The organism is Paenibacillus sp. FSL F4-0125 (assembly GCF_038008565.1).
GTDB lineage: Bacteria > Bacillota > Bacilli > Paenibacillales > Paenibacillaceae > Paenibacillus_AQ.
In genome coordinates, this window is sequence record NZ_JBBOZJ010000001.1 from 5,991,108 (window position 1) to 6,011,778 (window position 20,671).

The 20,671-nt window shown below is 45.0% G+C and carries 20 protein-coding genes and 1 other annotated feature; all 20 genes read right to left on the reverse strand.

Annotation, left to right across the window (positions count from 1 at the left end; translation table 11 throughout):
- Positions 1 to 73: 73 nt before the first annotated feature.
- The 20 genes from fusA to cysE all read right to left on the reverse strand — a co-directional run bounded on the left by fusA (position 74) and on the right by cysE (position 20,615).
- A complete protein-coding gene (gene fusA, locus NST74_RS26820) occupies positions 74 to 2,152 on the reverse strand; it encodes an elongation factor G (RefSeq protein WP_042131228.1) in 2,079 nt (692 codons plus the stop codon).
- Positions 2,153 to 2,199: 47 nt separating this feature from the next.
- On the reverse strand, positions 2,200 to 2,670 hold the full coding sequence (rpsG, locus tag NST74_RS26825) for a 30S ribosomal protein S7 (protein WP_036680520.1): 471 nt from the start codon (positions 2,668 to 2,670) through the stop codon (positions 2,200 to 2,202).
- A gap of 44 nt (positions 2,671 to 2,714) precedes the next feature.
- Positions 2,715 to 3,134 (reverse strand): 30S ribosomal protein S12, encoded by a 420-nt coding sequence (gene rpsL / locus NST74_RS26830; protein ID WP_036680518.1) that lies wholly within the window; start codon positions 3,132 to 3,134, stop codon positions 2,715 to 2,717.
- 133 nt (positions 3,135 to 3,267) lie between these two features.
- Positions 3,268 to 3,519: a ribosomal L7Ae/L30e/S12e/Gadd45 family protein gene (locus NST74_RS26835; protein WP_042131229.1), complete on the reverse strand. Its 252-nt coding sequence runs from the start codon at positions 3,517 to 3,519 to the stop codon at positions 3,268 to 3,270.
- A 179-nt stretch (positions 3,520 to 3,698) separates the two neighbouring features.
- Entirely contained in the window at positions 3,699 to 7,310 is a 3,612-nt protein-coding gene (rpoC, locus tag NST74_RS26840; RefSeq protein WP_339288290.1) for a DNA-directed RNA polymerase subunit beta', read from the reverse strand.
- Between the two features lie 115 nt (positions 7,311 to 7,425).
- On the reverse strand, positions 7,426 to 10,971 hold the full coding sequence (gene rpoB, locus NST74_RS26845) for a DNA-directed RNA polymerase subunit beta (RefSeq protein ID WP_341115365.1): 3,546 nt from the start codon (positions 10,969 to 10,971) through the stop codon (positions 7,426 to 7,428).
- 423 nt (positions 10,972 to 11,394) lie between these two features.
- A complete protein-coding gene (locus tag NST74_RS26850) occupies positions 11,395 to 11,994 on the reverse strand; it encodes a class I SAM-dependent methyltransferase (RefSeq protein WP_341115368.1) in 600 nt (199 codons plus the stop codon).
- Between the two features lie 112 nt (positions 11,995 to 12,106).
- Positions 12,107 to 12,466 carry a 50S ribosomal protein L7/L12 gene (rplL, locus tag NST74_RS26855; RefSeq protein ID WP_042131233.1) on the reverse strand — a complete coding sequence of 120 codons (360 nt, stop codon included), beginning with the start codon at positions 12,464 to 12,466 and terminating at the stop codon, positions 12,107 to 12,109.
- 66 nt (positions 12,467 to 12,532) lie between these two features.
- Entirely contained in the window at positions 12,533 to 13,036 is a 504-nt protein-coding gene (gene rplJ, locus NST74_RS26860; RefSeq protein ID WP_042131234.1) for a 50S ribosomal protein L10, read from the reverse strand.
- A gap of 64 nt (positions 13,037 to 13,100) precedes the next feature.
- Positions 13,101 to 13,253 (reverse strand) — a sequence feature (ribosomal protein L10 leader region).
- Positions 13,254 to 13,320: 67 nt separating this feature from the next.
- A complete protein-coding gene (gene rplA, locus NST74_RS26865; RefSeq protein ID WP_036680504.1) occupies positions 13,321 to 14,013 on the reverse strand; it encodes a 50S ribosomal protein L1 in 693 nt (230 codons plus the stop codon).
- Positions 14,014 to 14,095: 82 nt separating this feature from the next.
- Positions 14,096 to 14,521: a 50S ribosomal protein L11 gene (rplK, locus tag NST74_RS26870; protein ID WP_042131235.1), complete on the reverse strand. Its 426-nt coding sequence runs from the start codon at positions 14,519 to 14,521 to the stop codon at positions 14,096 to 14,098.
- Between the two features lie 75 nt (positions 14,522 to 14,596).
- Complete coding sequence (gene nusG, locus NST74_RS26875) at positions 14,597 to 15,130, reverse strand: transcription termination/antitermination protein NusG (RefSeq protein ID WP_036680499.1); 534 nt, start codon at positions 15,128 to 15,130, stop codon at positions 14,597 to 14,599.
- A 21-nt stretch (positions 15,131 to 15,151) separates the two neighbouring features.
- Positions 15,152 to 15,343 carry a preprotein translocase subunit SecE gene (secE, locus tag NST74_RS26880; protein WP_036680497.1) on the reverse strand — a complete coding sequence of 64 codons (192 nt, stop codon included), beginning with the start codon at positions 15,341 to 15,343 and terminating at the stop codon, positions 15,152 to 15,154.
- Between the two features lie 20 nt (positions 15,344 to 15,363).
- Positions 15,364 to 15,513, reverse strand: coding sequence for a 50S ribosomal protein L33 (gene rpmG / locus NST74_RS26885; protein WP_076099620.1), 150 nt, complete (start codon positions 15,511 to 15,513; stop codon positions 15,364 to 15,366).
- A 391-nt stretch (positions 15,514 to 15,904) separates the two neighbouring features.
- Positions 15,905 to 16,549 carry an RNA polymerase sporulation sigma factor SigH gene (sigH, locus tag NST74_RS26890; protein WP_036680496.1) on the reverse strand — a complete coding sequence of 215 codons (645 nt, stop codon included), beginning with the start codon at positions 16,547 to 16,549 and terminating at the stop codon, positions 15,905 to 15,907.
- Positions 16,550 to 16,707: 158 nt separating this feature from the next.
- The gene (locus NST74_RS26895) at positions 16,708 to 17,229 is read right to left on the reverse strand and encodes an NYN domain-containing protein (protein WP_076121171.1); all 522 of its coding nucleotides are present in this window, start codon (positions 17,227 to 17,229) and stop codon (positions 16,708 to 16,710) included.
- A 2-nt stretch (positions 17,230 to 17,231) separates the two neighbouring features.
- On the reverse strand, positions 17,232 to 17,996 hold the full coding sequence (gene rlmB, locus NST74_RS26900) for a 23S rRNA (guanosine(2251)-2'-O)-methyltransferase RlmB (RefSeq protein ID WP_042131237.1): 765 nt from the start codon (positions 17,994 to 17,996) through the stop codon (positions 17,232 to 17,234).
- 37 nt (positions 17,997 to 18,033) lie between these two features.
- The gene (locus NST74_RS26905) at positions 18,034 to 18,468 is read right to left on the reverse strand and encodes a Mini-ribonuclease 3 (RefSeq protein ID WP_042131238.1); all 435 of its coding nucleotides are present in this window, start codon (positions 18,466 to 18,468) and stop codon (positions 18,034 to 18,036) included.
- Positions 18,465 to 19,874 (reverse strand): cysteine--tRNA ligase, encoded by a 1,410-nt coding sequence (cysS, locus tag NST74_RS26910; protein ID WP_341115370.1) that lies wholly within the window; start codon positions 19,872 to 19,874, stop codon positions 18,465 to 18,467. Before cysS ends, NST74_RS26905 begins: the two co-directional genes overlap by 4 nt.
- Before the next feature lie 48 nt (positions 19,875 to 19,922).
- Entirely contained in the window at positions 19,923 to 20,615 is a 693-nt protein-coding gene (gene cysE, locus NST74_RS26915) for a serine O-acetyltransferase (RefSeq protein ID WP_042131240.1), read from the reverse strand.
- Positions 20,616 to 20,671: the final 56 nt, after the last annotated feature.

Sequence of the window (20,671 nt, forward strand, 5' to 3'; positions counted from 1 at the left end):
TTGAGCCGTCCGCCTATATGTTTATCTTAGATGACTGAGTGTTTATACCCGGACGGCAAGTTAAAACTAGTAATTATTCTACGCCTTTGTTCTTAGCAGCGATCTCTTCCGCAATGGATTTAGGAACTTCTTCATAGTGAGAAAGCTCCATTGAGAATACGCCACGTCCTTGAGTACCAGAACGTAGAGTTGTAGAGTATCCGAACATTTCGGAAAGAGGCACCTTAGCACGGATAATTTGCGCTCCACCACGGGAATCCATACCTTCGATACGGCCACGGCGGGAGTTCAGCATACCCATAACATCACCCATATATTCCTCAGGAACAGTTACTTCTACTTTCATGATTGGCTCAAGCAGGACAGGTTTACACTTGTCTTTAGCTGCTTTAAGTGCCATCGAGCCGGCAATTTTAAATGCCATTTCGTTGGAATCGACATCATGGTAAGAACCATCAACGATGGTAGCTTTAACGTCTACAAGCGGGAAGCCTGCAAGTACGCCGTTTTTCATTTGTTCTTCGATACCCGCAAGTGCAGGAGCGATGTACTCTCTAGGAACCGAGCCACCAACAACTTTACTTTCGAATTTGCTACCAGTACCTGGCTCGAGGGGTTCAAATTCAACCCATACGTGACCGTATTGACCACGACCACCAGATTGGCGTACAAATTTACCTTCGACGCGAGCAGGTGCCTTGAACGTTTCGCGGTAAGCAACCTGTGGTTTACCCACATTGGTTTCTACTTTGAACTCACGACGCATACGGTCGATGATGATGTCCAAGTGAAGTTCACCCATACCAGCCAGGATAGTTTGGCCTGTTTCTTCATCAGTATGAGCACGAAGAGTTGGATCCTCTTCAGTCAATTTACCGAGAGCAACGCCCAATTTATCTTGGTCAGCTTTTGTTTTTGGTTCAACAGCGATTTCGATAACTGGATCAGGGAAGTTCATTGATTCCAGAATTACTGGATGCTTCTCATCACACAGTGTATCACCTGTACTGGTGTCTTTCAAACCAACTGCTGCAGCGATGTCGCCAGAATACACGATGGAAATCTCTTGACGGCTGTTAGCATGCATTTGAAGAATACGACCAATACGTTCACGCTTGTTCTTAGTAGCGTTAACTACGTAAGATCCGGACTCTAGAATACCAGAGTATACACGGAAGAACGTAAGTTTACCTACATAAGGGTCAGTCATGATTTTAAATGCCAAAGCTGCAAACGGTTCTTCATCCGAAGAATGACGAACTGCTTCAGTTCCATCATCTAGATGTCCAGTGATAGCTGGAACGTCAAGAGGAGATGGCAAGTAATCAACAACTGCATCCAGCATAAGCTGAATTCCTTTGTTACGGTAGGAGGATCCAACAATTACAGGGAACAATTTAACTTCAACTACGCCTTTGCGCAGTGCAGCTTTAATTTCCGGAACTGTAATTTCTTCGCCTTCCAGGTACTTCATAGTCAGATCTTCATCAAGTTCAGCAACTTTCTCGATCAACTCGAGACGCAGCTCCTCAACTTTGGCCAAATATTCTTCCGGAATATCCGTTACTTCGATGTTTTGGCCTAGATCATCTCTAAACATGTGTGCTTTTTGCTCAACAAGGTCGATAATACCAGTGAAATCACTTTCAGCACCAATTGGCAATTGAATAGCAACTGCATTGGCTTGAAGACGATCACGCATAGTTTCGATTACGTTAAGGAAATCCGCACCGATAATGTCCATTTTGTTCACATATGCAATACGTGGAACGTTATAACGGTCAGCCTGTCTCCATACGGTTTCAGACTGAGGTTCAACGCCCTCTTTTGCACTAAATACACCTACTGCCCCATCCAATACACGCAGGGAACGTTCAACTTCAACAGTGAAGTCAACGTGTCCTGGGGTATCAATGATATTGATGCGGTGACCTTTCCACGCAGCAGTGGTAGCAGCGGACGTAATCGTGATTCCGCGCTCTTGTTCTTGCTCCATCCAGTCCATTGTAGCAGCACCTTCGTGAACTTCACCGATTTTGTGCGTACGGCCTGTATAGAAAAGAATCCGCTCTGTGGTAGTTGTTTTACCAGCATCAATATGCGCCATGATCCCGATGTTACGTGTATTTTTTAAGGAGAACTCTCTAGCCATGAAATGGATCTCCCTTCAAAATATAAGTTATTTGAATGACCTTAATCCTACCAACGGTAGTGAGCGAACGCTTTGTTTGCTTCAGCCATTTTGTGTGTATCTTCGCGTTTCTTAACAGAAGCGCCTGTGTTGTTGGAAGCGTCGATGATCTCAGCCGCCAAACGCTCTTCCATCGTCTTCTCACCGCGGTTGCGAGAGTAGTTTACGAGCCAACGTAATCCCAGAGCAGTACGTCTCTCTGGTTTAACCTCGATAGGTACTTGATAGTTAGCACCACCGACACGACGAGCTTTGACTTCCAAAACCGGCATGATATTCTTGATGGCAGCTTCGAAAACTTCCATCGGATCTTTACCCGTACGTTCTTCAATCAACTTGAATGAATTGTACAGAATGCTTTGAGCGACACCTCTTTTACCACCCAGCATAATGCGGTTAATCAAACGAGTAACCAACTTGCTATTATACAACGGATCTGGCAATACGTCTCTCTTAGTAACTGGACCTTTGCGTGGCATGGATATCCCCCTTTCTTAAATGTTTATTATTCTAGTACTTTTTCTTATTTCTTAGCCTTAGGACGTTTAGCACCGTACTTAGAACGAGCTTGCATCCGGTTAGCTACACCTGCTGTATCCAATGCACCACGAACGATATGGTAACGAACCCCTGCAAGGTCCTTTACTTTACCTCCGCGAAGTAATACAACACTGTGCTCTTGTAAGTTATGTCCGATACCCGGGATATAAGCTGTTACCTCGAGACGGTTCGTCAAACGAACACGGGCATATTTACGAAGCGCTGAGTTTGGTTTACGTGGAGTCATTGTACCAACACGAGTGCACACACCGCGTTTTTGCGGAGCGCTCAAATTTGTAGCCTCACGCTTGAGGGCGTTATACCCTTTTTGAAGAGCGGGAGATTTAGATTTTTCGATTTTGGCTTGACGGCCTTTACGAACCAATTGGTTAATTGTTGGCATGTTGTTGCCACCCCCTTCCTGAAATGATAGCCGATTTAAGAACTCTAAGCCCACAGACCCAGGCGGTTCATAAAAAGACAAATGAAAAGTTCTTGCCGCTGGAGTTCACTCCAGTACAAAAACATTTCCGTAGCTATTGTTTTAAGACGGCTGCCATCGCAGCGCCAACTTCTATTCCGCAGGCCTTGCCCAAATTCAGCATCGTATCCACATATGTGATCTTAACACCTTGTTTGTTACAAAGCATAACTATCCTGGAAGTAAGCCTTTGATCTCCGTCCTCTGCCACATAGACTTCTGCGGCTTGGCCCAACTCTACCGCCTTGACGGTTTGTTTGGTACCGATCTTGACCTGAGCATCCTGTAGTCCTCTATCATCAGTCATAATCATTACCTCCAATGAACAAGGATAACATGGCTACTCACGCACCTTAGACATTTTAGCATTATCAATAGATGGTGTCAAGAAATTCAGCAATAATTTTTATGAATATTGTACACAGCAGATATTCGTGTCACACCTATGAATAGGTATGACACGAGTACACTACCATGGTTGCTAATTTATTCAGCAGGAACCGTCTCTAAAGATTCAAGCGCGCTTTCTGCATTTGGATCACTTAGTTTAACATTACGGTAACGATTCATACCAGTACCGGCAGGAATCAACTTACCGATAATAACATTTTCTTTGAGTCCAAGCAACTTATCTACTTTGCCTTTGATAGCAGCATCTGTTAAGACGCGAGTAGTTTCTTGGAAAGACGCTGCTGACAAGAAGGAATCTGTCTCAAGAGACGCCTTGGTAATACCGAGCAAGACTGGTTTAGCAACTGCAGGCTCTTTACCAGACAAGATGGCTTCCTTGTTAGCACCTTCATATTCATGAATATCCGCAAACGCGCCCGGCAACAGACTTGTGTCACCCGCGTCAATGATACGGATCTTCCGAAGCATTTGTTTGATCATAACTTCAATGTGCTTATCATTGATCTCAACGCCCTGGTTACGATATACACGCTGAACTTCTTGCAGAATGTAGTTTTGTACCCCACGGATCCCTTTGATTCGCAGCATTTCTTTAGGGTCAATCGAACCGTCTGTCAACTCATCGCCGGCTTCAATTTCTTGGCCTTCGCTGACACGTAGACGTGATCCATAAGTAATGGAATAAGTCTTGGATTCTGCTTCACCTTGAACTTCGATTTCACGACGATCCTTAGTTTCACGGATTTCCTTGATTACACCATCGATCTCACTGATTGTAGCCTGACCTTTAGGGTTACGGGCTTCAAACAACTCTTGAATACGCGGCAAACCTTGCGTGATGTCATCACCGGCAACACCGCCGGTATGGAACGTACGCATTGTAAGCTGGGTTCCTGGTTCACCGATAGATTGTGCAGCGATAATACCAACCGCTTCACCGATCTCAACGTGTTTACCAGTTGCCAAGTTACGACCGTAACATTTCTTACAAACACCATGACGAGCACGGCAGCTTAGTACAGAGCGGATTTGTAGCTTAGTTACACCAGCGTCTACGATTGCTTCCGCTTTATCGGAGTCAATCAAATCGTTGCGGTGAACAATGATTTCGCCTGTTTCTGGATGACGAACAGTCTCGAAGCAGTAGCGACCTTCAATACGGTCATACAGATCCTCAATAACCTCTTTACCATCCTGAATTCGACTAACTGTAAATCCTTTGTCCGTTCCACAATCTTCCTCACGGACGATAACGTCCTGAGCTACGTCAACGAGACGACGAGTCAAGTAACCGGAGTCAGCAGTACGAAGTGCGGTATCGGCAAGACCTTTACGCGCTCCGTGAGTGGAGATAAAGTACTCCAAGACCGTAAGACCTTCACGGAAGTTCGCTTTAATTGGTAATTCGAAAATCCGACCCGAAGGTGTTGCCATCAGACCACGCATACCACCCAGCTGAGTGATCTGCGATTTGTTACCCCGCGCTTTGGAGTCAACCATGAGCATGATAGAGTTGAAACGGTCCATCGATTTAAGCAGGATGTTCGTAAGATCATCCTTCGTCTTCGACCAGATCTCAATAACACGGTCGTACCGTTCGTCATTAGTGATCAGACCACGGCGATATTGGTTAGCAACCACATCTACCTTAGCTTCGGACTCTTTCAGGATCGTAACTTTCTCCTCAGGCACGATAACATCCGACACAGCAACGGTAACACCGGAACGTGTGGAGTACGTAAAGCCGAGTTGTTTAATTTTATCCAAAATCATAGAGGTTTTGGTTGTATGATAAGTTTCAAAACAACGTGCGATAATCAGACCCAGATATTCTTTACCTACAGCGCTGGCTTCAGGAGCGGATTCAATCAGCTCGCGAATATCTGCGCCTTTTTCATAGATAAAGTATTTCTCTGGCGTGCCATGCAGCAAGTTAGTCTTAGTCGCTTCATTGATATAAGGGAAACTACTTGGGTAAATTTCATTAAAGATAATCTTACCGATCGTAGTAATCAACATTGCACCTTGTTGTTTTTCCGTAAAGCAAGTCTTACCTAGTGCTTTAACTGGAATAGCTACACGAGCATGAAGACCTGCAGTTCCGCGTTGGTAAGCTGATACAGCTTCATTTACGGTACGCAGAATCATACCTGATCCTTTTTCTTCCTTGTTGTCCATGGTCAGGTAGAAAGTACCAAGGACCATATCCTGGGAAGGTGTTACAACTGGTTTTCCGTCTTTAGGGTTCAAGATATTACCGGATGCAAGCATAAGAATACGTGCTTCCGCTTGAGCTTCTGCTGACAGAGGAACGTGCACCGCCATTTGGTCACCGTCAAAGTCGGCGTTGTAAGCCGTACATACGAGTGGGTGAAGACGAATAGCATGACCTTCCACCAAAATCGGTTCAAAAGCTTGAATACCGAGACGGTGAAGTGTTGGTGCGCGGTTTAGAAGTACTGGGTGCTCTCTGATTACTTCTTCAAGTACATCCCATACTTCAGGACTTACACGCTCAACTTTACGTTTCGCGCTCTTTATGTTGTGGGCTAGGCCCTTGTTAACCAATTCTTTCATAACGAAAGGCTTGAACAATTCTAGCGCCATTTTCTTAGGAAGTCCGCACTGATACATCTTCAGGTACGGTCCTACAACGATAACGGAACGTCCAGAGTAGTCAACCCGTTTACCGAGCAAGTTCTGACGGAAACGTCCTTGTTTACCCTTCAGCATATGGCTGAGTGATTTAAGTGGACGGTTACCAGGACCCGTTACAGGACGTCCTCTACGGCCGTTATCGATGAGAGCATCGACAGCTTCCTGTAGCATCCGTTTCTCGTTCTGCACGATAATGTCAGGTGCACCAAGATCCAGCAGTCTTTTCAGACGGTTGTTCCGGTTAATAACACGACGATAAAGATCGTTCAAATCAGACGTAGCAAAACGGCCACCATCCAATTGAACCATCGGACGAAGTTCCGGAGGAATAACCGGTAGTACATCCATGATCATCCAATCAGGTTTGTTGCCTGAGTTACGGAATGCCTCAATAACTTCCAGACGTTTGATCGCCCGGTTACGACGTTGGCCTTGAGCCGTACGCAGTTCTTCTTTGAGGAATTCCAGTTCTTTCTCAATGTCGATGTCTTGAAGAAGCTTCTTAACAGCTTCAGCACCCATGCCGGCTTGGAAACCGTAACCGTATTTTTCACGGTAGCTACGATATTCTTTTTCGGACAGAAGTTGTTTCTTTTCCAATGGTGTTTCACCTGGATCAGTTACAACATAAGAAGCGAAGTAGATAATCTCTTCAAGAGATCTTGGAGACATATCTAGTGCCAAGCCCATACGGCTTGGGATACCTTTGAAGTACCAGATATGAGATACCGGAGCAGCCAATTCAATGTGACCCATACGTTCACGACGAACTTTAGCACGAGTAACTTCAACGCCACAACGGTCGCAGACTACGCCCTTATAACGGACACGTTTGTATTTACCGCAATGACATTCCCAGTCTTTTTGCGGTCCAAAGATACGCTCGCAGAAAAGACCCTCTTTTTCCGGTTTCAATGTACGATAGTTAATGGTTTCCGGTTTCTTAACTTCTCCGCGGGACCATGAACGAATCTTCTCCGGAGAAGCGAGTCCGATTTTCATAAATTCAAAATTGTTAACGTCCAACAAGGAGCAACCCTCCTTAACCTAATCCTGATTTAGTACCGCTTTGCCCTCCTCTGACTGTTACATCAAAAGAGGGCGCGGTCCTTTATAAAATGGAACTCTAAAGCTCCTAGCGTGATTATTCTACTCCGACTTCTGCGCCTTCTAAATTGAGGCTTAGCTTGTCGCCTGACGTCTCGTCCTCATCGTCCAATTCTCTCATTTCAATTTCCTGCTCGTCACCGCTAAGAATCTTAACATCCATACCCAGGGACTGCAGTTCTTTGATCAATACTTTGAACGATTCAGGAACACCTGGTTCCGGTACATTTTCACCTTTGACGATGGATTCGTACGTTTTCACGCGACCAACCACGTCATCGGATTTCACGGTCAAAATTTCTTGCAATGTATATGCAGCACCATAAGCTTCAAGCGCCCACACTTCCATCTCCCCGAAACGCTGTCCACCAAACTGAGCTTTACCACCCAGCGGCTGTTGCGTAACTAATGAGTAAGGACCTGTTGAACGGGCGTGAATCTTATCATCAACCATGTGCGCCAGTTTAATCATATGCATGACGCCGACAGTAACTTCACGTTCGAAGCGTTCACCTGTCCGACCATCGTACAATACAGTCTTACCATTACGCTGCATACCTGCTTCTTCCATCGTATCAAACACGTCGTACTCACGCGCTCCGTCAAATACCGGCGTTGCAATGTGAATACCCAGACGCAATGCGGCCATACCAATATGGACCTCGAGCACCTGTCCGATGTTCATACGAGAAGGAACGCCTAGAGGGTTAAGTACAACCTGTACTGGCGTACCGTCCGGAAGGAACGGCATATCTTCTTCTGGCAGGATACGGGCAACGACACCCTTGTTACCGTGACGTCCGGCCATTTTGTCACCCTCAGAGATCTTACGTTTCTGAGCGATATAGACACGTACCAATTGATTTACACCAGGAGGCAGTTCATCACCGTTCTCACGTGTAAATACTTTAACGTCCACGATAATACCATCACTACCGTGAGGAACGCGTAAAGAGGTATCCCGTACTTCACGAGCCTTCTCACCAAAGATAGCGTGCAGGAGACGTTCTTCTGCTGTCAGTTCAGTTACACCCTTCGGAGTAACCTTACCAACCAGAATGTCACCAGCGCTGATTTCCGCACCGATACGGATGATTCCACGCTCATCAAGATTGCGCAGAGCTTCTTCACCCACGTTTGGAATATCACGAGTAATTTCTTCAGGTCCCAGTTTAGTGTCACGAGCTTCAGATTCGTATTCTTCGATATGAATCGAAGTGTATACATCTTCCTTAACTAGTTTCTCACTTAACAGGATCGCATCCTCGTAGTTGTAACCTTCCCAAGTCATGAACGCAACGACTACGTTGCGACCAAGAGCAAGTTCGCCCATTTCTGTGGAAGGACCATCTGCCAGGATATCACCTTTCTTAACAATGTCCCCTCTTTTAGCTAGAGGACGTTGGTTAATACAGGTACCTTGGTTAGAACGCATAAATTTGTGTAATTTATATTTAACGATATCGCCTTTAACTTCTTTGCCTTCGACTGTTTCAACCCGGCGCAGCCAAATTTCATTAGCTGAAGAACGTTCGATAATACCGTCATACTTAGAAACAACACATACGCCAGAATCCTTAGCGGATTTATGCTCCATCCCTGTTCCGACCAGCGGAGCTTTAGGAATTAGAAGTGGAACGGCTTGACGCTGCATGTTAGATCCCATCAGTGCGCGGTTGGAGTCATCGTTCTCAAGGAACGGAATGAGCGCCGTAGCGACGGATACGACCTGTTTAGGCGAAACGTCCATGTAATCCACACGATCACTTGGCATCGTTGTAATGTTGTCAGAGTCTTTATTGTAACGAACGATTACCATGTCTTCCTTAAAAGAGCCATCTTCGTCGATCAATACATTAGCCTGAGCAACTACATAATTATCTTCCTCATCAGCAGTCAGATAATCGATTTGTTCAGTTACCTTACCTGTCTTTGGATCTACCCAACGATATGGAGCTTCAATAAAGCCGTATTCGTTGATACGAGCAAAGGTAGACAAGGAGTTGATCAATCCAATGTTCGGACCTTCCGGTGTTTCAATTGGACACATCCGACCGTAGTGACTGTGATGGACGTCACGAACTTCAAAGCCCGCGCGCTCACGTGTCAAACCACCGGGTCCGAGTGCAGATAGACGACGTTTATGCGTAAGTTCCGCAAGCGGGTTCGTCTGATCCATAAATTGAGACAACTGAGAGCTACCGAAGAACTCTTTAATGGACGCGATAACCGGACGAATATTGATCAGAGCTTGAGGCGTAATTGCATTAGCATCCTGAATCGACATTCTTTCACGCACAACGCGCTCCATACGGGACAAACCGATACGGAACTGATTCTGAAGAAGTTCACCCACAGAACGCAGACGACGGTTACCCAAATGGTCAATATCATCGGTATTACCAATTCCGTGAAGCAAATTAATAAAGTAGCTGATCGAGGATATAATATCAGCTTGAGTAATGTGCTTAACAGACTTGTCGATGTTGCCGTTAGCGATCAGCTTAATAACCCGACCTTCTTCGATTGGCGAGAATACGTCAATCGTCTGAAGAGGAATATCTTCGCTGTCCATAACCCCACCAGTAACACGGTAGTTTTTAAAGGCAACATTCTTTTCGAAATATGGAATCAATTCATCAAGCAGTCTGCGATCGACCATTTGGCCGGACTCTGCCAGGATTTCTCCTGTAGCTTCGTCAACCAAAGGCTGAGCAAGACGTTGATTGAAAAGACGGTTCTTAATGTGTAGCTTTTTATTGATTTTGTAACGGCCTACATTGGCTAGGTCGTAGCGTTTTGGATCAAAGAAACGCGCGACCAGCAAACTTTTGGCATTGTCTAGTGTCGGCGGTTCGCCCGGACGCAAACGCTCATAAATTTCAATAAGCGCCTTCTCCGTGGAGTCCGTGTTGTCTTTATCCAGCGTATTGCGAATATATTCATCATTGCCAAGCAATTCCAGAATTTCGGCATCACTACCGAAACCGAGAGCACGCAAAAGTACGGTAACAGGAATTTTACGAGTCCGATCGATACGAACATACATAATATCCTTAGCGTCGGTCTCAAGTTCCAACCAGGCTCCGCGGTTCGGGATTACTGTGGCGGTGTAGGTTTTTTTGCCGTTCTTATCCACTTTTGTGCTGAAATAGACGCTTGGAGAGCGAACCAACTGGCTGACAATAACCCGTTCCGCACCGTTAATAATAAAAGTGCCGGTCTCCGTCATCAGCGGGAAATCTCCCATGAACACTTCCTGCTCTTTGACCTCACCGGTCTCCTTATTAATGAGCCGCACCTTTACACGCAGAGGAGCCGCATACGTCACGTCCCGCTCTTTAGCGTCGTCAACCGTATATTTTGGTTCACCCAGGCTGTAATCAATGAACTCTAGTACCAAATTACCTGTGAAATCCTGGATCGGCGAGATGTCCTGAAACATTTCCCGCAATCCTTCCTCCAAAAACCAATCATACGATTTTTGTTGGATCTCGATCAGGTTCGGGACCTCGAGTACCTCGTTAATTCTCGCATAGCTCCGCCGAGTGCGTCGACCATACTGAACAAGATGTCCTGCCAACTTTACTCACCCCTCATGTCTACTCACTTAAAAATTGATTGCGAACCCTTGTTTGGAACCGTATAATGGAACCATACTACAAGGATTCAGTCATAAATAAAAGAAAAGCCCTTATCGAAATCTTCGAAAAAAGAGCGCACTTATCCATGACCAAAATACTCCTTATCCAGTAGATTTGCCCAAAACGTACATATTATACGTCACCAAGCAACAGTTTATGCGCTATTATCTATTACCGCGTAACACTCGCTACGCCAGAGCATAGAGAACCAATTCGCACAAAACTTGCCGTACGGCTTGCGCTAGCCGGCGACAATATATCGCTTGACATTTTCAGCAAACTAAAGACATGGAGCCTATCTTAATACTGACATTTTATAATAATACCATTATCACTATCACATGTCAATAACCTATTGATTTTTATTTCTGAGCTTTAATAATACGATAACCTTTATCTTTCCCCACTTCTTCCACATTCGAGAACAAGCTTTCAAGTTTAGCTACCGCTGACGGAGCACCCTGCTTCTTCTGAATAACAATCCACAGAAAGCCACCCTCATTCAAATGATCATAAGCTTCTTCAAAAATCTGATGCACTACAGCTTTTCCTGCACGTATCGGAGGATTGGTAAGAATCACATCGAACTTTTGTTGTTCATTCAATGCGCCGAGTACATCGCTTTCCATTACCGTAACATTCCGGATTCCATTGTGCTGAGCATTCTCACGCGCAAGTTCTACCGCACGACTGTTAATATCAATCATCGTCACTTGCCCTTTGGGGGCTAGGCATGCTGCACTTATGCCTATCGGTCCATATCCGCAACCCACATCAAGCACTGCCGAACCGTCCGGAATGATCATAGCTTCAATAAGAACTCGGCTACCGTAATCGATATCTCCTTTAGAGAAAACACCCGCATCGCTCGTAAAACGAAAGCTTTTGCCTCTTAGAACGGTGTCGATGGTACGTCTGTCATGACGCACTTCCGGTTGCTGCGAATAATAATGTTGCGACATCTCTATCCTCCCTTTCCTTTATGTTAATAGTTTGTATTTACAAAACCCTACTAACTCTATTTATAAAATAAACCCCTTGAACAAGTTCAAGGGGTTTTCAGTATAGAAGGAATTACTTCACTTCTACAGCTGCGCCTGCTTCTTCCAATTTTGCTTTAGTAGCTTCGGCTTCTTCTTTGCTTACTTTTTCTTTGATTGCTTTTGGTGCGTTGTCTACAAGATCTTTAGCTTCTTTCAAGCCAAGGCCTGTGATTTCGCGAACGATTTTGATAACGTTGATTTTGGAAGCGCCAGCGCCTGTCAAAATTACGTCAAATTCGGATTGCTCTTCAGCAACTGCTGCTACCGCACCGCCAGCTGCTACTGGAGCTGCTGCAGTTACGCCGAATTCTTCTTCAATTGCTTTAACCAGGTCGTTCAGTTCCAATACGCTCATGCCTTTAATTGCTTCCAAGATTGCTTCTTTACTCATGATTGAACCTCCATTTATAATTTAAATTTGTTTGTGGTAATGATTTATGCTGCAAGAGTCAAAGGCTTACGCGCTTTGTTCTTCTTTTTCAGCAACAGCTTTAACTGCAAGCGCGAAGTTGCGCATTGGAGCTTGAAGTACGCTAAGCAGCATGGACAGCAAACCATCGCGGGATGGAAGCTCAGCCAGTGCTTTCAGTTGGTCCGCGTCGATGACACGTCCTTCTACTACGCCGCCTTTCAATTTCAAAGCGTCGTTTTTCTTGGCGAAATCGTTCAAAATTTTAGCTGGAGCTACTGCATCAGTTGCGCTGAATGCGATAGCTGTTGGACCAGTCAAAACTTCATCCAACTCAGTCAACTCAGCCGCAGCAGTTGCGCGACGTAGCAATGTGTTCTTCAGGACTTGAAACTCAACGCCAGCTTCACGAAGTTGCTTACGCAGTTCAGTCACTTGGGAAACGTTCAATCCACGATAGTCCGCTACAACAGTCGAAAGACTGTTTTGCAGTTTCGCAGTAACAACGTCAACCGCATCCTGTTTTGCTTGAATTACTTTTGCATTTGCCAATGTATACACCTCCTGAAAATTTATGTGTCGGCGTCCTTTCCAAGGAAAGCATCACCGCTCCTACGCAGGCATTAGAAAAGCCTCCGCAGAATCACGAAGGCTTGATAAAACGAAAGTTATACGAGCGAGCTCGTTACTTCTTGTTTCTATCACAACACCTCGGTAGGGAATTAAGCACTAAGGCACCTACTGTCTACGGTAAGCATATTCAAGGTTAAGATTGATACCTTAAGTTTCACAACTGTTATAGATTATCAAAATTGACTCAAAGAGTCAACCCTTATTTATCTGAAGACGGTTGTGTTCACACGAGCGCTAGGACCCATTGTGGAAGAAATCGAGATGCCTTTAAGGTATACACCTTTAGCAGCAGCTGGTTTCGCACGGTTCAAAGCGTCGATAAGAGCTTTAAGGTTATCGTTCAATTGTGCAGCATCAAAGGACACTTTGCCGATTGGCGCGTGAATTTGACCTGCTTTGTCGAGACGGTATTCGATTTTACCGGCTTTGATTTCTTGCACAGCCTTGGAAACATCGAATGTAACTGTGCCGGCTTTAGGGTTAGGCATAAGACCTTTACCACCAAGCAGACGACCTAGTTTACCGACTTCACTCATCATGTCAGGTGTAGCTACGCAGACATCAAATTCAAACCAGCCTTGTTGAATTTTGTTGATCATGTCTTGATCACCAACAAAATCCGCGCCAGCAGCTTCTGCCTCTTTCGCTTTTTCACCTTTTGCAAATACAAGCACGCGTTGTGTTTTACCAGTGCCGTGAGGCAGGACAACAACACCACGAACTGCTTGGTCTTGTTTACGCGGGTCTACACCCAGACGAACTGCTGCTTCAACGGTTTCGTCGAATTTTGCAGTCGCTGCCTTTTTCACAAGCTCTACAGCTTCTGAAGGCTCGTAAGTTGCTTCGCTGTTGATCAGCTTAGCAGCTTCTTGGTATTTCTTACCATGTTTAGCCATGAAAATGTTCCTCCTTTGTGGTGTTAGCGGAAATTCCTCCCACATACTTGCGGGTCACGAATGACCGATTCTTCGAAAACTACTAGTCTTCGATTGTGATACCCATACTGCGAGCAGTACCTTCAACCATACGCATTGCAGCTTCTACAGATGCAGCGTTAAGGTCGGGCATTTTTGTTTCAGCAATTTCACGAACCGCTGCGCGGCCGATTTTTGCTACTTTTTTCTTGTTTGGTTCGCCGGATCCTTTTTCTACTTTAGCAGCGATGCGAAGCAGAACAGCAGCCGGAGGAGTTTTAGTGATGAACGTAAAGGAACGGTCTTCAAATACTGTAATTTCAACCGGAATGATCAAGCCAGCCTGGTCGGCAGTACGAGCATTAAATTCCTTACAGAATGCCATGATGTTGACACCTGCTTGACCTAACGCCGGACCTACTGGAGGCGCTGGATTCGCTTTCCCTGCAGGAATCTGCAGTTTCACCATTTTAATAACTTTTTTAGCCATGAGTGACACCTCCTTGCAAAAATAGTGGTCTTCGAACGCCATTAGCGCTCTCCCACAAGAAACCCTTAGCTTATGTTATATTTTCTCCACTTGAGTGAAATCCAACTCTAGCGGGGTTTCCCGTCCAAACATGTTAACATGCACTTTAATCTTGCTCTTGTCAGCCAAAATTTCTTCCACGGAACCCACAAAATTCGCAAACGGACCAACCATAATACGTACGGATTCCTTGATTTCGAAATCAATCTTCGCTTTAGGTTCAACCATGCCCATATGCTTCAGAATTTGTTCTACCTCTTCCGGAAGCAAAGCTGTCGGTTTAGACCCTGAGCCTGTCGAACCAACAAATCCAGTAACGCCCGGAGTATTGCGGACAACATACCAGGAATCATCAGTCTGAACCATTTCCACCAAAACATAACCCGGGTAAACTTTACGCATGACGGTTTTTTTCTTACCGTCTTTGTTTACGATTTCTTCTTCCATAGGAACAAGAACGCGGAATATTTTGTCTTCCATGCCCATGGACTCAACGCGCTTTTCCAAATTGGCTTTGACCTTATTCTCATACCCAGAATAGGTATGAACGACATACCATCTTTTTTCCATATCAAGCCACCTGGGACCTCTCTAAATAATCGCTTCAATCACAGCGGAAATACCGATGTCCAGAACCCAGAAGTAAATAGCGACAACTACAATTGTACCGAGAACGATCAATGTATAGTTGGTCAATTCTTTACGACTTGGCCAGCGAACCTTTTTGAGTTCACTCCAGCTCTCAGTGAAAAAGGAAAACATAGACTTGAAACTACGTTTCATGCCGACTACACCTCCACAGACTATCTGGTTTCGCGATGAGGAGTTTGCGAGTTACAATACTTGCAAAATTTCTTCATCTCCATGCGGTCGGGGTGATTTCGCTTGTTTTTGGTAGTCGCATAGTTTCTTTGTTTGCAACTTGTACAAGCCAAAGTGATAATTACCCGCATGATGTGCACCTCCCGAGACGTCCTTCTAACTATACAATTAGAAGACGTAAATATTGATCCTAAAAAAAGCCGCGAATTTAGGCCTACCTAAAACACTTTAGCATAATGTCAAGGTCTGTGTCAACGAAAGAATTCCGTTCTGCACTGGGTAATTTCGGGTGTTATAGTCATATGGCCGTACCCTGCCTTTGGGTCTATCTCTTCCTCACACTTCGCTGTCTTCCTTATCATTATGGGGTATTCCGACTGTGTATAAACCTACCCTCAACGGCAACGACTAAAATCGACTCAAATAGGAATTTATGGTATTAGACCCTAATTCTATCCGAGCAATTTCATGAGACTAAAAAAAAGAACTCGATGTACGAGCCCTCTTGTGTTCATTATATCATTAATTGTCGCGCACTTCTAGATATCTTTCTAATTTCCGCTTTACACGTTGTAAAGCGTTGTCAATAGATTTCACATGCCTCTTTAGATCTTCAGCAATTTCCTGATAAGATCTTCCGTCTAAGTACAACATTAGAACCTTACGCTCTAGGTCACTTAAAATCTCTGCCATCTTATCTTCAAGTCCAATGAATTCTTCTTGATTAATAATTAGTTCTTCTGGATCTAGAACCTGAGTTCCACAAATGACATCCATAAGCGTTCGGTCAGAATCTTCATCATAAATGGGCTTGTCCAAAGAAACATAAGAATTGAGCGGAATATGCTTCTGACGAGTGGCCGTCTTAATAGCGGTTATAATTTGACGTGTAATGCAGAGCTCAGCAAAAGCCTTAAATGAAGAGAGCTTGTCACCTTTAAAGTCACGAATAGCCTTATATAGACCAATCATTCCTTCTTGAACAATATCTTCACGGTCTGCCCCGATCAAGAAATAAGAGCGGGCTTTAGCACGTACAAAATTACGGTATTTATTAATTAAGTGTTCCAATGCGCCACTGTCGCCACCACGGAAAGCCTCGACAATATCTTCATCACTTATGAAATCATACTCAGACAGCATTATTTCCTTGAGGTCGACACTCACCAAGAATCCCCCCGGCTGCAACGCAAGACACATCGTTACTTCGCGAAATATAGGATCAGTATATATTATGTTACCTTACACCGTCAACCGGATTTGTCCAAAAACAATCTGGAATAGCATATAATGGAATAAAAACATTACCTAAATCTTCCCAACTATCACTGTCTACGCCAATTTTCCAGTTTACTCCGCACATCAGGTGGCAGTTTGTCTCCTAAAGAATGACGTGTAGAACTGATACTTCCCGGTTCGATAGCCTTTTTCACTTGTTTCTGATTCTCTTCAATCTCTAGATGTAATTCTCTTGCAGAAATCCGCAGTGCACCTTGAGCAAAAATAATATGCTGCTCCACTAAATCACTCGTTGCAACATAGATTTGGCGACGTCGGTTGCTAAATTCCCCAACCAGTCGCTCGATGCACTCGTCTGCGGTTTCTTTTTCCTTGGTGAAAAATACCTGGACTTTGCCTTGGACAAATGACCGTCCCAATCCTGGAACGCGGTATGCATCAAACACAGCAATAACCCTTCGTCCTGAGTAAGCCTGGTAATCAGCCAGCAAATCCATCAAGCGGTCGCGTGCTTCCTGCATACCAATCTGGGACAGTGCCGCAAGTTCCGGCCAGCCACCGATCATATTATATCCGTCCACAAGCAGCACATCACGCCAGTCGGCCATAGTTATCCCTGCTGTTGCCGAAGGCGTACCACTTCATACATAATGACTCCTGCGGCGACAGAGGCATTTAATGAATTGATCTTTCCGGCCATCGGCAGTTTAAGTAATACATCACATTTCTCACGAATCAGGCGTCCCATCCCTTTATTCTCATTACCGATTACAACAGCTACCGGTCCTGTGAAAATATTGGATCCAAACAGATTCTGATCTGTATCCACATCTGTACCTACTACCCAGACTCCCTGCTCTTTCAGACGATCAATGGTCTGACCTAGGTTAGTCACCCGCGCAACCGGAACATATTCAACGGCACCCGCCGATGTTTTGGAGACGGTAGCAGTAATCTGAGCCGAACGACGTTTAGGTACAATTACTCCATGCACTCCAGTACAATCTGCTGTCCGCAGAATGGATCCCAGGTTATGTGGATCTTCGATCTCATCCAGCAAAATTAGGAATGCAGGCTCTCCTTTAGCTTCTGCTGCAGCAAGCAAATCATCTACCTCGACATAGGCAAAAGGTGCCGCTTGAGCAACTACCCCTTGATGTTGAACTCCTGGAGCGAGTTGATCCAGCTTACGCTTGTCCACATGTTGAATGACAATCCCCGCTTTGCGTGCTTCAGCGACGATTGGTGCAGTCAGATGCTTCTGAGCCGTTTCTGCGATCCATATTTTGTTTAAAGTACGACCCGCACGAAGTGCTTCAAGCACTGAATGCTTCCCAGCTAATATTTCCTCTTCTGTCTTCAAATCTTCTTCCATGTCCACTTCTCCTATTCTCTATTTCACAAAAGCCATATCACGGCTGATTCAACATAAACTGTATACCACTGTGTACAATTTCTTGTATTCGCTCTTGTTGACCTGTGTAGTATAAGTAACCAATCAGGCACTCAAAAGCAGTAGCATGACGGTATTCAAGCACATCTGCATTCTTAGGAATACTTCCCGACTTAGCGTTTCTCCCTTGACGGGCGACATCCTTTTCCTCTTCTGTGAGATTCGGCTCCAAAAATCCAAGAATGGCACTCTGCGCCTTAGCGGATACAAGTCCTGTAGCAGAGCGATGCAAATGGTTTGGGCGCAAATTCGGAAGAGATACTAAATACTGACGAACTGACACCTCGTAAATAGCATCTCCTACATAGGCAAGTACGATTGGTGAGAGGAGTCGCGCAGGTTTGGAAGGCTCGTAAGGAAACCACCCGTTCTGAAACTTGCGTTCCTCACTCATTTACGCCGCCACCGCATTCCTTGCGGAGTATCCTCAAGCAATATGCCCAAGCGGCCTAATTCATCACGGATCTCATCGGACCGGCTCCAATTCTTATTCTTACGCGCTTCAACCCGCTCCGCGATCAATCGTTCAACTTCTTCACTCGCGATCTCTTCTTCCTCATGCTCAGGTGTCAAACGCAGCACAGCATTCATTTCCCCAAAAGCTTGCAAGAGCGCAGCAAAATCAGACGGGGCTGCTTCACTATTCGCAAGAGTATGGTTTGCAAGACTCACCCAATCAAACATAGCGGTAATCGCATCTGGAGTATTAAAGTCATCCTGCATTTTAGCATGAAAATTGGCCACTATAGCAGATAACTTATCGTTAATCTCTAAGCTCACTTCACCTTGGGCAACTCCTTCAGCAAGCTCAAGACGATGCTTAACATTGCTCTCAGCTAGAGAGATACGCTCAACGCTCTTTTCGGCTGAAGTCAACGAATCAACAGAAAAATTCAAAGGATTACGGTAATGTGTCGAGAGCATGAAGTAGCGGATGGTTCCAGCTTTAAATTGCCCACGGATATCTTTTACAAGCCAACCATTACCAAGGGATTTGGACATTTTCTCGTCCCCGATATTGAGAAATCCATTATGCATCCAGTAATTAGAGAGTGGCTTTCCTGTCAGAGCTTCTGTCTGAGCGCATTCGCATTCATGATGCGGGAACTGCAAATCTTGTCCGCCACCGTGGATATCGATTGTATCTCCTAAGAACTCTCTTGCCATGGCCGAGCATTCAATATGCCAGCCTGGACGTCCATTCCCCCAAGGGCTTTCCCAATACACTTCACCTGGCTTCGCCGCTTTCCATAGTACAAAATCCTCAGGCTTCTCTTTACGGGAATCAACCTCTACACGAATACCAAACTGTAATTCATCTAGATTCTGACGAGACAGCTTACCATAGTCTTCAAATTTGGAAGTGCGATAGAATACATCGCCGCCGCTCTCATATGCGTACCCTTTTTCCTCAAGGTCTTTAATGAATTGAATGATCAGATCCATGCTTTCTGTAACCCGCGGATTCAATGTCGCCGGCTTCACTCCAAGTCCTTCGAGATCCTCAAGATAGGCAGCGATAAAAATCTCCGCAACCTCCGCTACTGTTGTATTCATTTCCTCTGCTTTGCGTATCAGTTTATCATCTACATCCGTGAAATTCGTAACATACCGTACCTCATTGCCAAGTTGCTCCAAATAATTCCGGACCATATCAAAGACAATAATAGGTCTAGCATTTCCGATATGCATATATCCATAAACGGTTGGACCACATACGTACATTTTCACTTTGCCCGATTCCTGGGGCACAAACTGTTCCTTGCTGCGTGTCATTGTGTTGTAAATTTGTAAAGCCATCCTATTCCAACCCTTTCTGTTGTCCCGATTCCTTAGTACCGGATATGCTTAAATTTCGTAATCACCAATATACTGCTGAGTTTCAGCCAGTCGCTGTGCGGTCTTTTGCTTATCTTCTTCGCCAAGCTTCTCTCTGATCTCTTCGATTTCTTTTTGCAAAAAACGAAGTGAATCTACAAGCGGGTCTGGCATCTTGGTATGATCCAAACGATCGGATACACGTTCACCGTTTCGTTTTACTACACGGCCCGGGTTCCCTACTACCGTACTGTTATTTGGCACTTCACGCAACACAACTGCATTAGAACCTATATTTGAATTGTCGCCGATACGAAACGATCCTAATACCTTCGCACCAGAACCAATAACTACATTGTTGCCAACTGTGGGATGACGTTTACCTTTTTCTTTCCCTGTTCCCCCGAGTGTAACCCCTTGATAGATAATAACATCATCACCGATTTCACAGGTTTCTCCAATAACAATCCCCATACCATGGTCGATAAACAGCCTATTTCCGATGACGGCTCCGGGATGGATCTCAACACCGGTCATAAATCTACTAAACTGTGAGACCAAACGGGCCATTGTATACCAGCGGCGTTTGAAAAAAGAATGAGCAATTCGATGACCCCAAATGGCGTGCAACCCTGCATATGTGAAGACAACCTCGAACCAGCTGCGGGCAGCGGGATCGTTATCGAATACCGCCCGAATGTCCGACTTAATATGCTTAAACATCACGGTTCCTCTCTTCTTGACTCCCCCATCTCCTGTTAACAGGTACACAAGGGAGG

Bases quoted from the DNA above. Each gene is read 5' to 3' on its own strand.
- fusA (WP_042131228.1), bottom strand. From the start codon at position 2,152: ATGGCTAGAGAGTTCTCCTTAAAAAATACACGTAACATCGGGATCATG.
- rpsG (WP_036680520.1), bottom strand. From the start codon at position 2,670: ATGCCACGCAAAGGTCCAGTTACTAAGAGAGACGTATTGCCAGATCCG.
- rpsL (WP_036680518.1), bottom strand. From the start codon at position 3,134: ATGCCAACAATTAACCAATTGGTTCGTAAAGGCCGTCAAGCCAAAATC.
- NST74_RS26835 (WP_042131229.1), bottom strand. From the start codon at position 3,519: ATGACTGATGATAGAGGACTACAGGATGCTCAGGTCAAGATCGGTACC.
- NST74_RS26850 (WP_341115368.1), bottom strand. From the start codon at position 11,994: ATGTCGCAACATTATTATTCGCAGCAACCGGAAGTGCGTCATGACAGA.
- rplL (WP_042131233.1), bottom strand. From the start codon at position 12,466: ATGAGTAAAGAAGCAATCTTGGAAGCAATTAAAGGCATGAGCGTATTG.
- rplA (WP_036680504.1), bottom strand. From the start codon at position 14,013: ATGGCTAAACATGGTAAGAAATACCAAGAAGCTGCTAAGCTGATCAAC.
- rplK (WP_042131235.1), bottom strand. From the start codon at position 14,521: ATGGCTAAAAAAGTTATTAAAATGGTGAAACTGCAGATTCCTGCAGGG.
- nusG (WP_036680499.1), bottom strand. From the start codon at position 15,130: ATGGAAAAAAGATGGTATGTCGTTCATACCTATTCTGGGTATGAGAAT.
- secE (WP_036680497.1), bottom strand. From the start codon at position 15,343: ATGAAACGTAGTTTCAAGTCTATGTTTTCCTTTTTCACTGAGAGCTGG.
- rpmG (WP_076099620.1), bottom strand. From the start codon at position 15,513: ATGCGGGTAATTATCACTTTGGCTTGTACAAGTTGCAAACAAAGAAAC.
- NST74_RS26895 (WP_076121171.1), bottom strand. From the start codon at position 17,229: ATGGCCGACTGGCGTGATGTGCTGCTTGTGGACGGATATAATATGATC.
- rlmB (WP_042131237.1), bottom strand. From the start codon at position 17,996: ATGGAAGAAGATTTGAAGACAGAAGAGGAAATATTAGCTGGGAAGCAT.
- NST74_RS26905 (WP_042131238.1), bottom strand. From the start codon at position 18,468: ATGAGTGAGGAACGCAAGTTTCAGAACGGGTGGTTTCCTTACGAGCCT.
- cysS (WP_341115370.1), bottom strand. From the start codon at position 19,874: ATGGCTTTACAAATTTACAACACAATGACACGCAGCAAGGAACAGTTT.
- cysE (WP_042131240.1), bottom strand. From the start codon at position 20,615: ATGTTTAAGCATATTAAGTCGGACATTCGGGCGGTATTCGATAACGAT.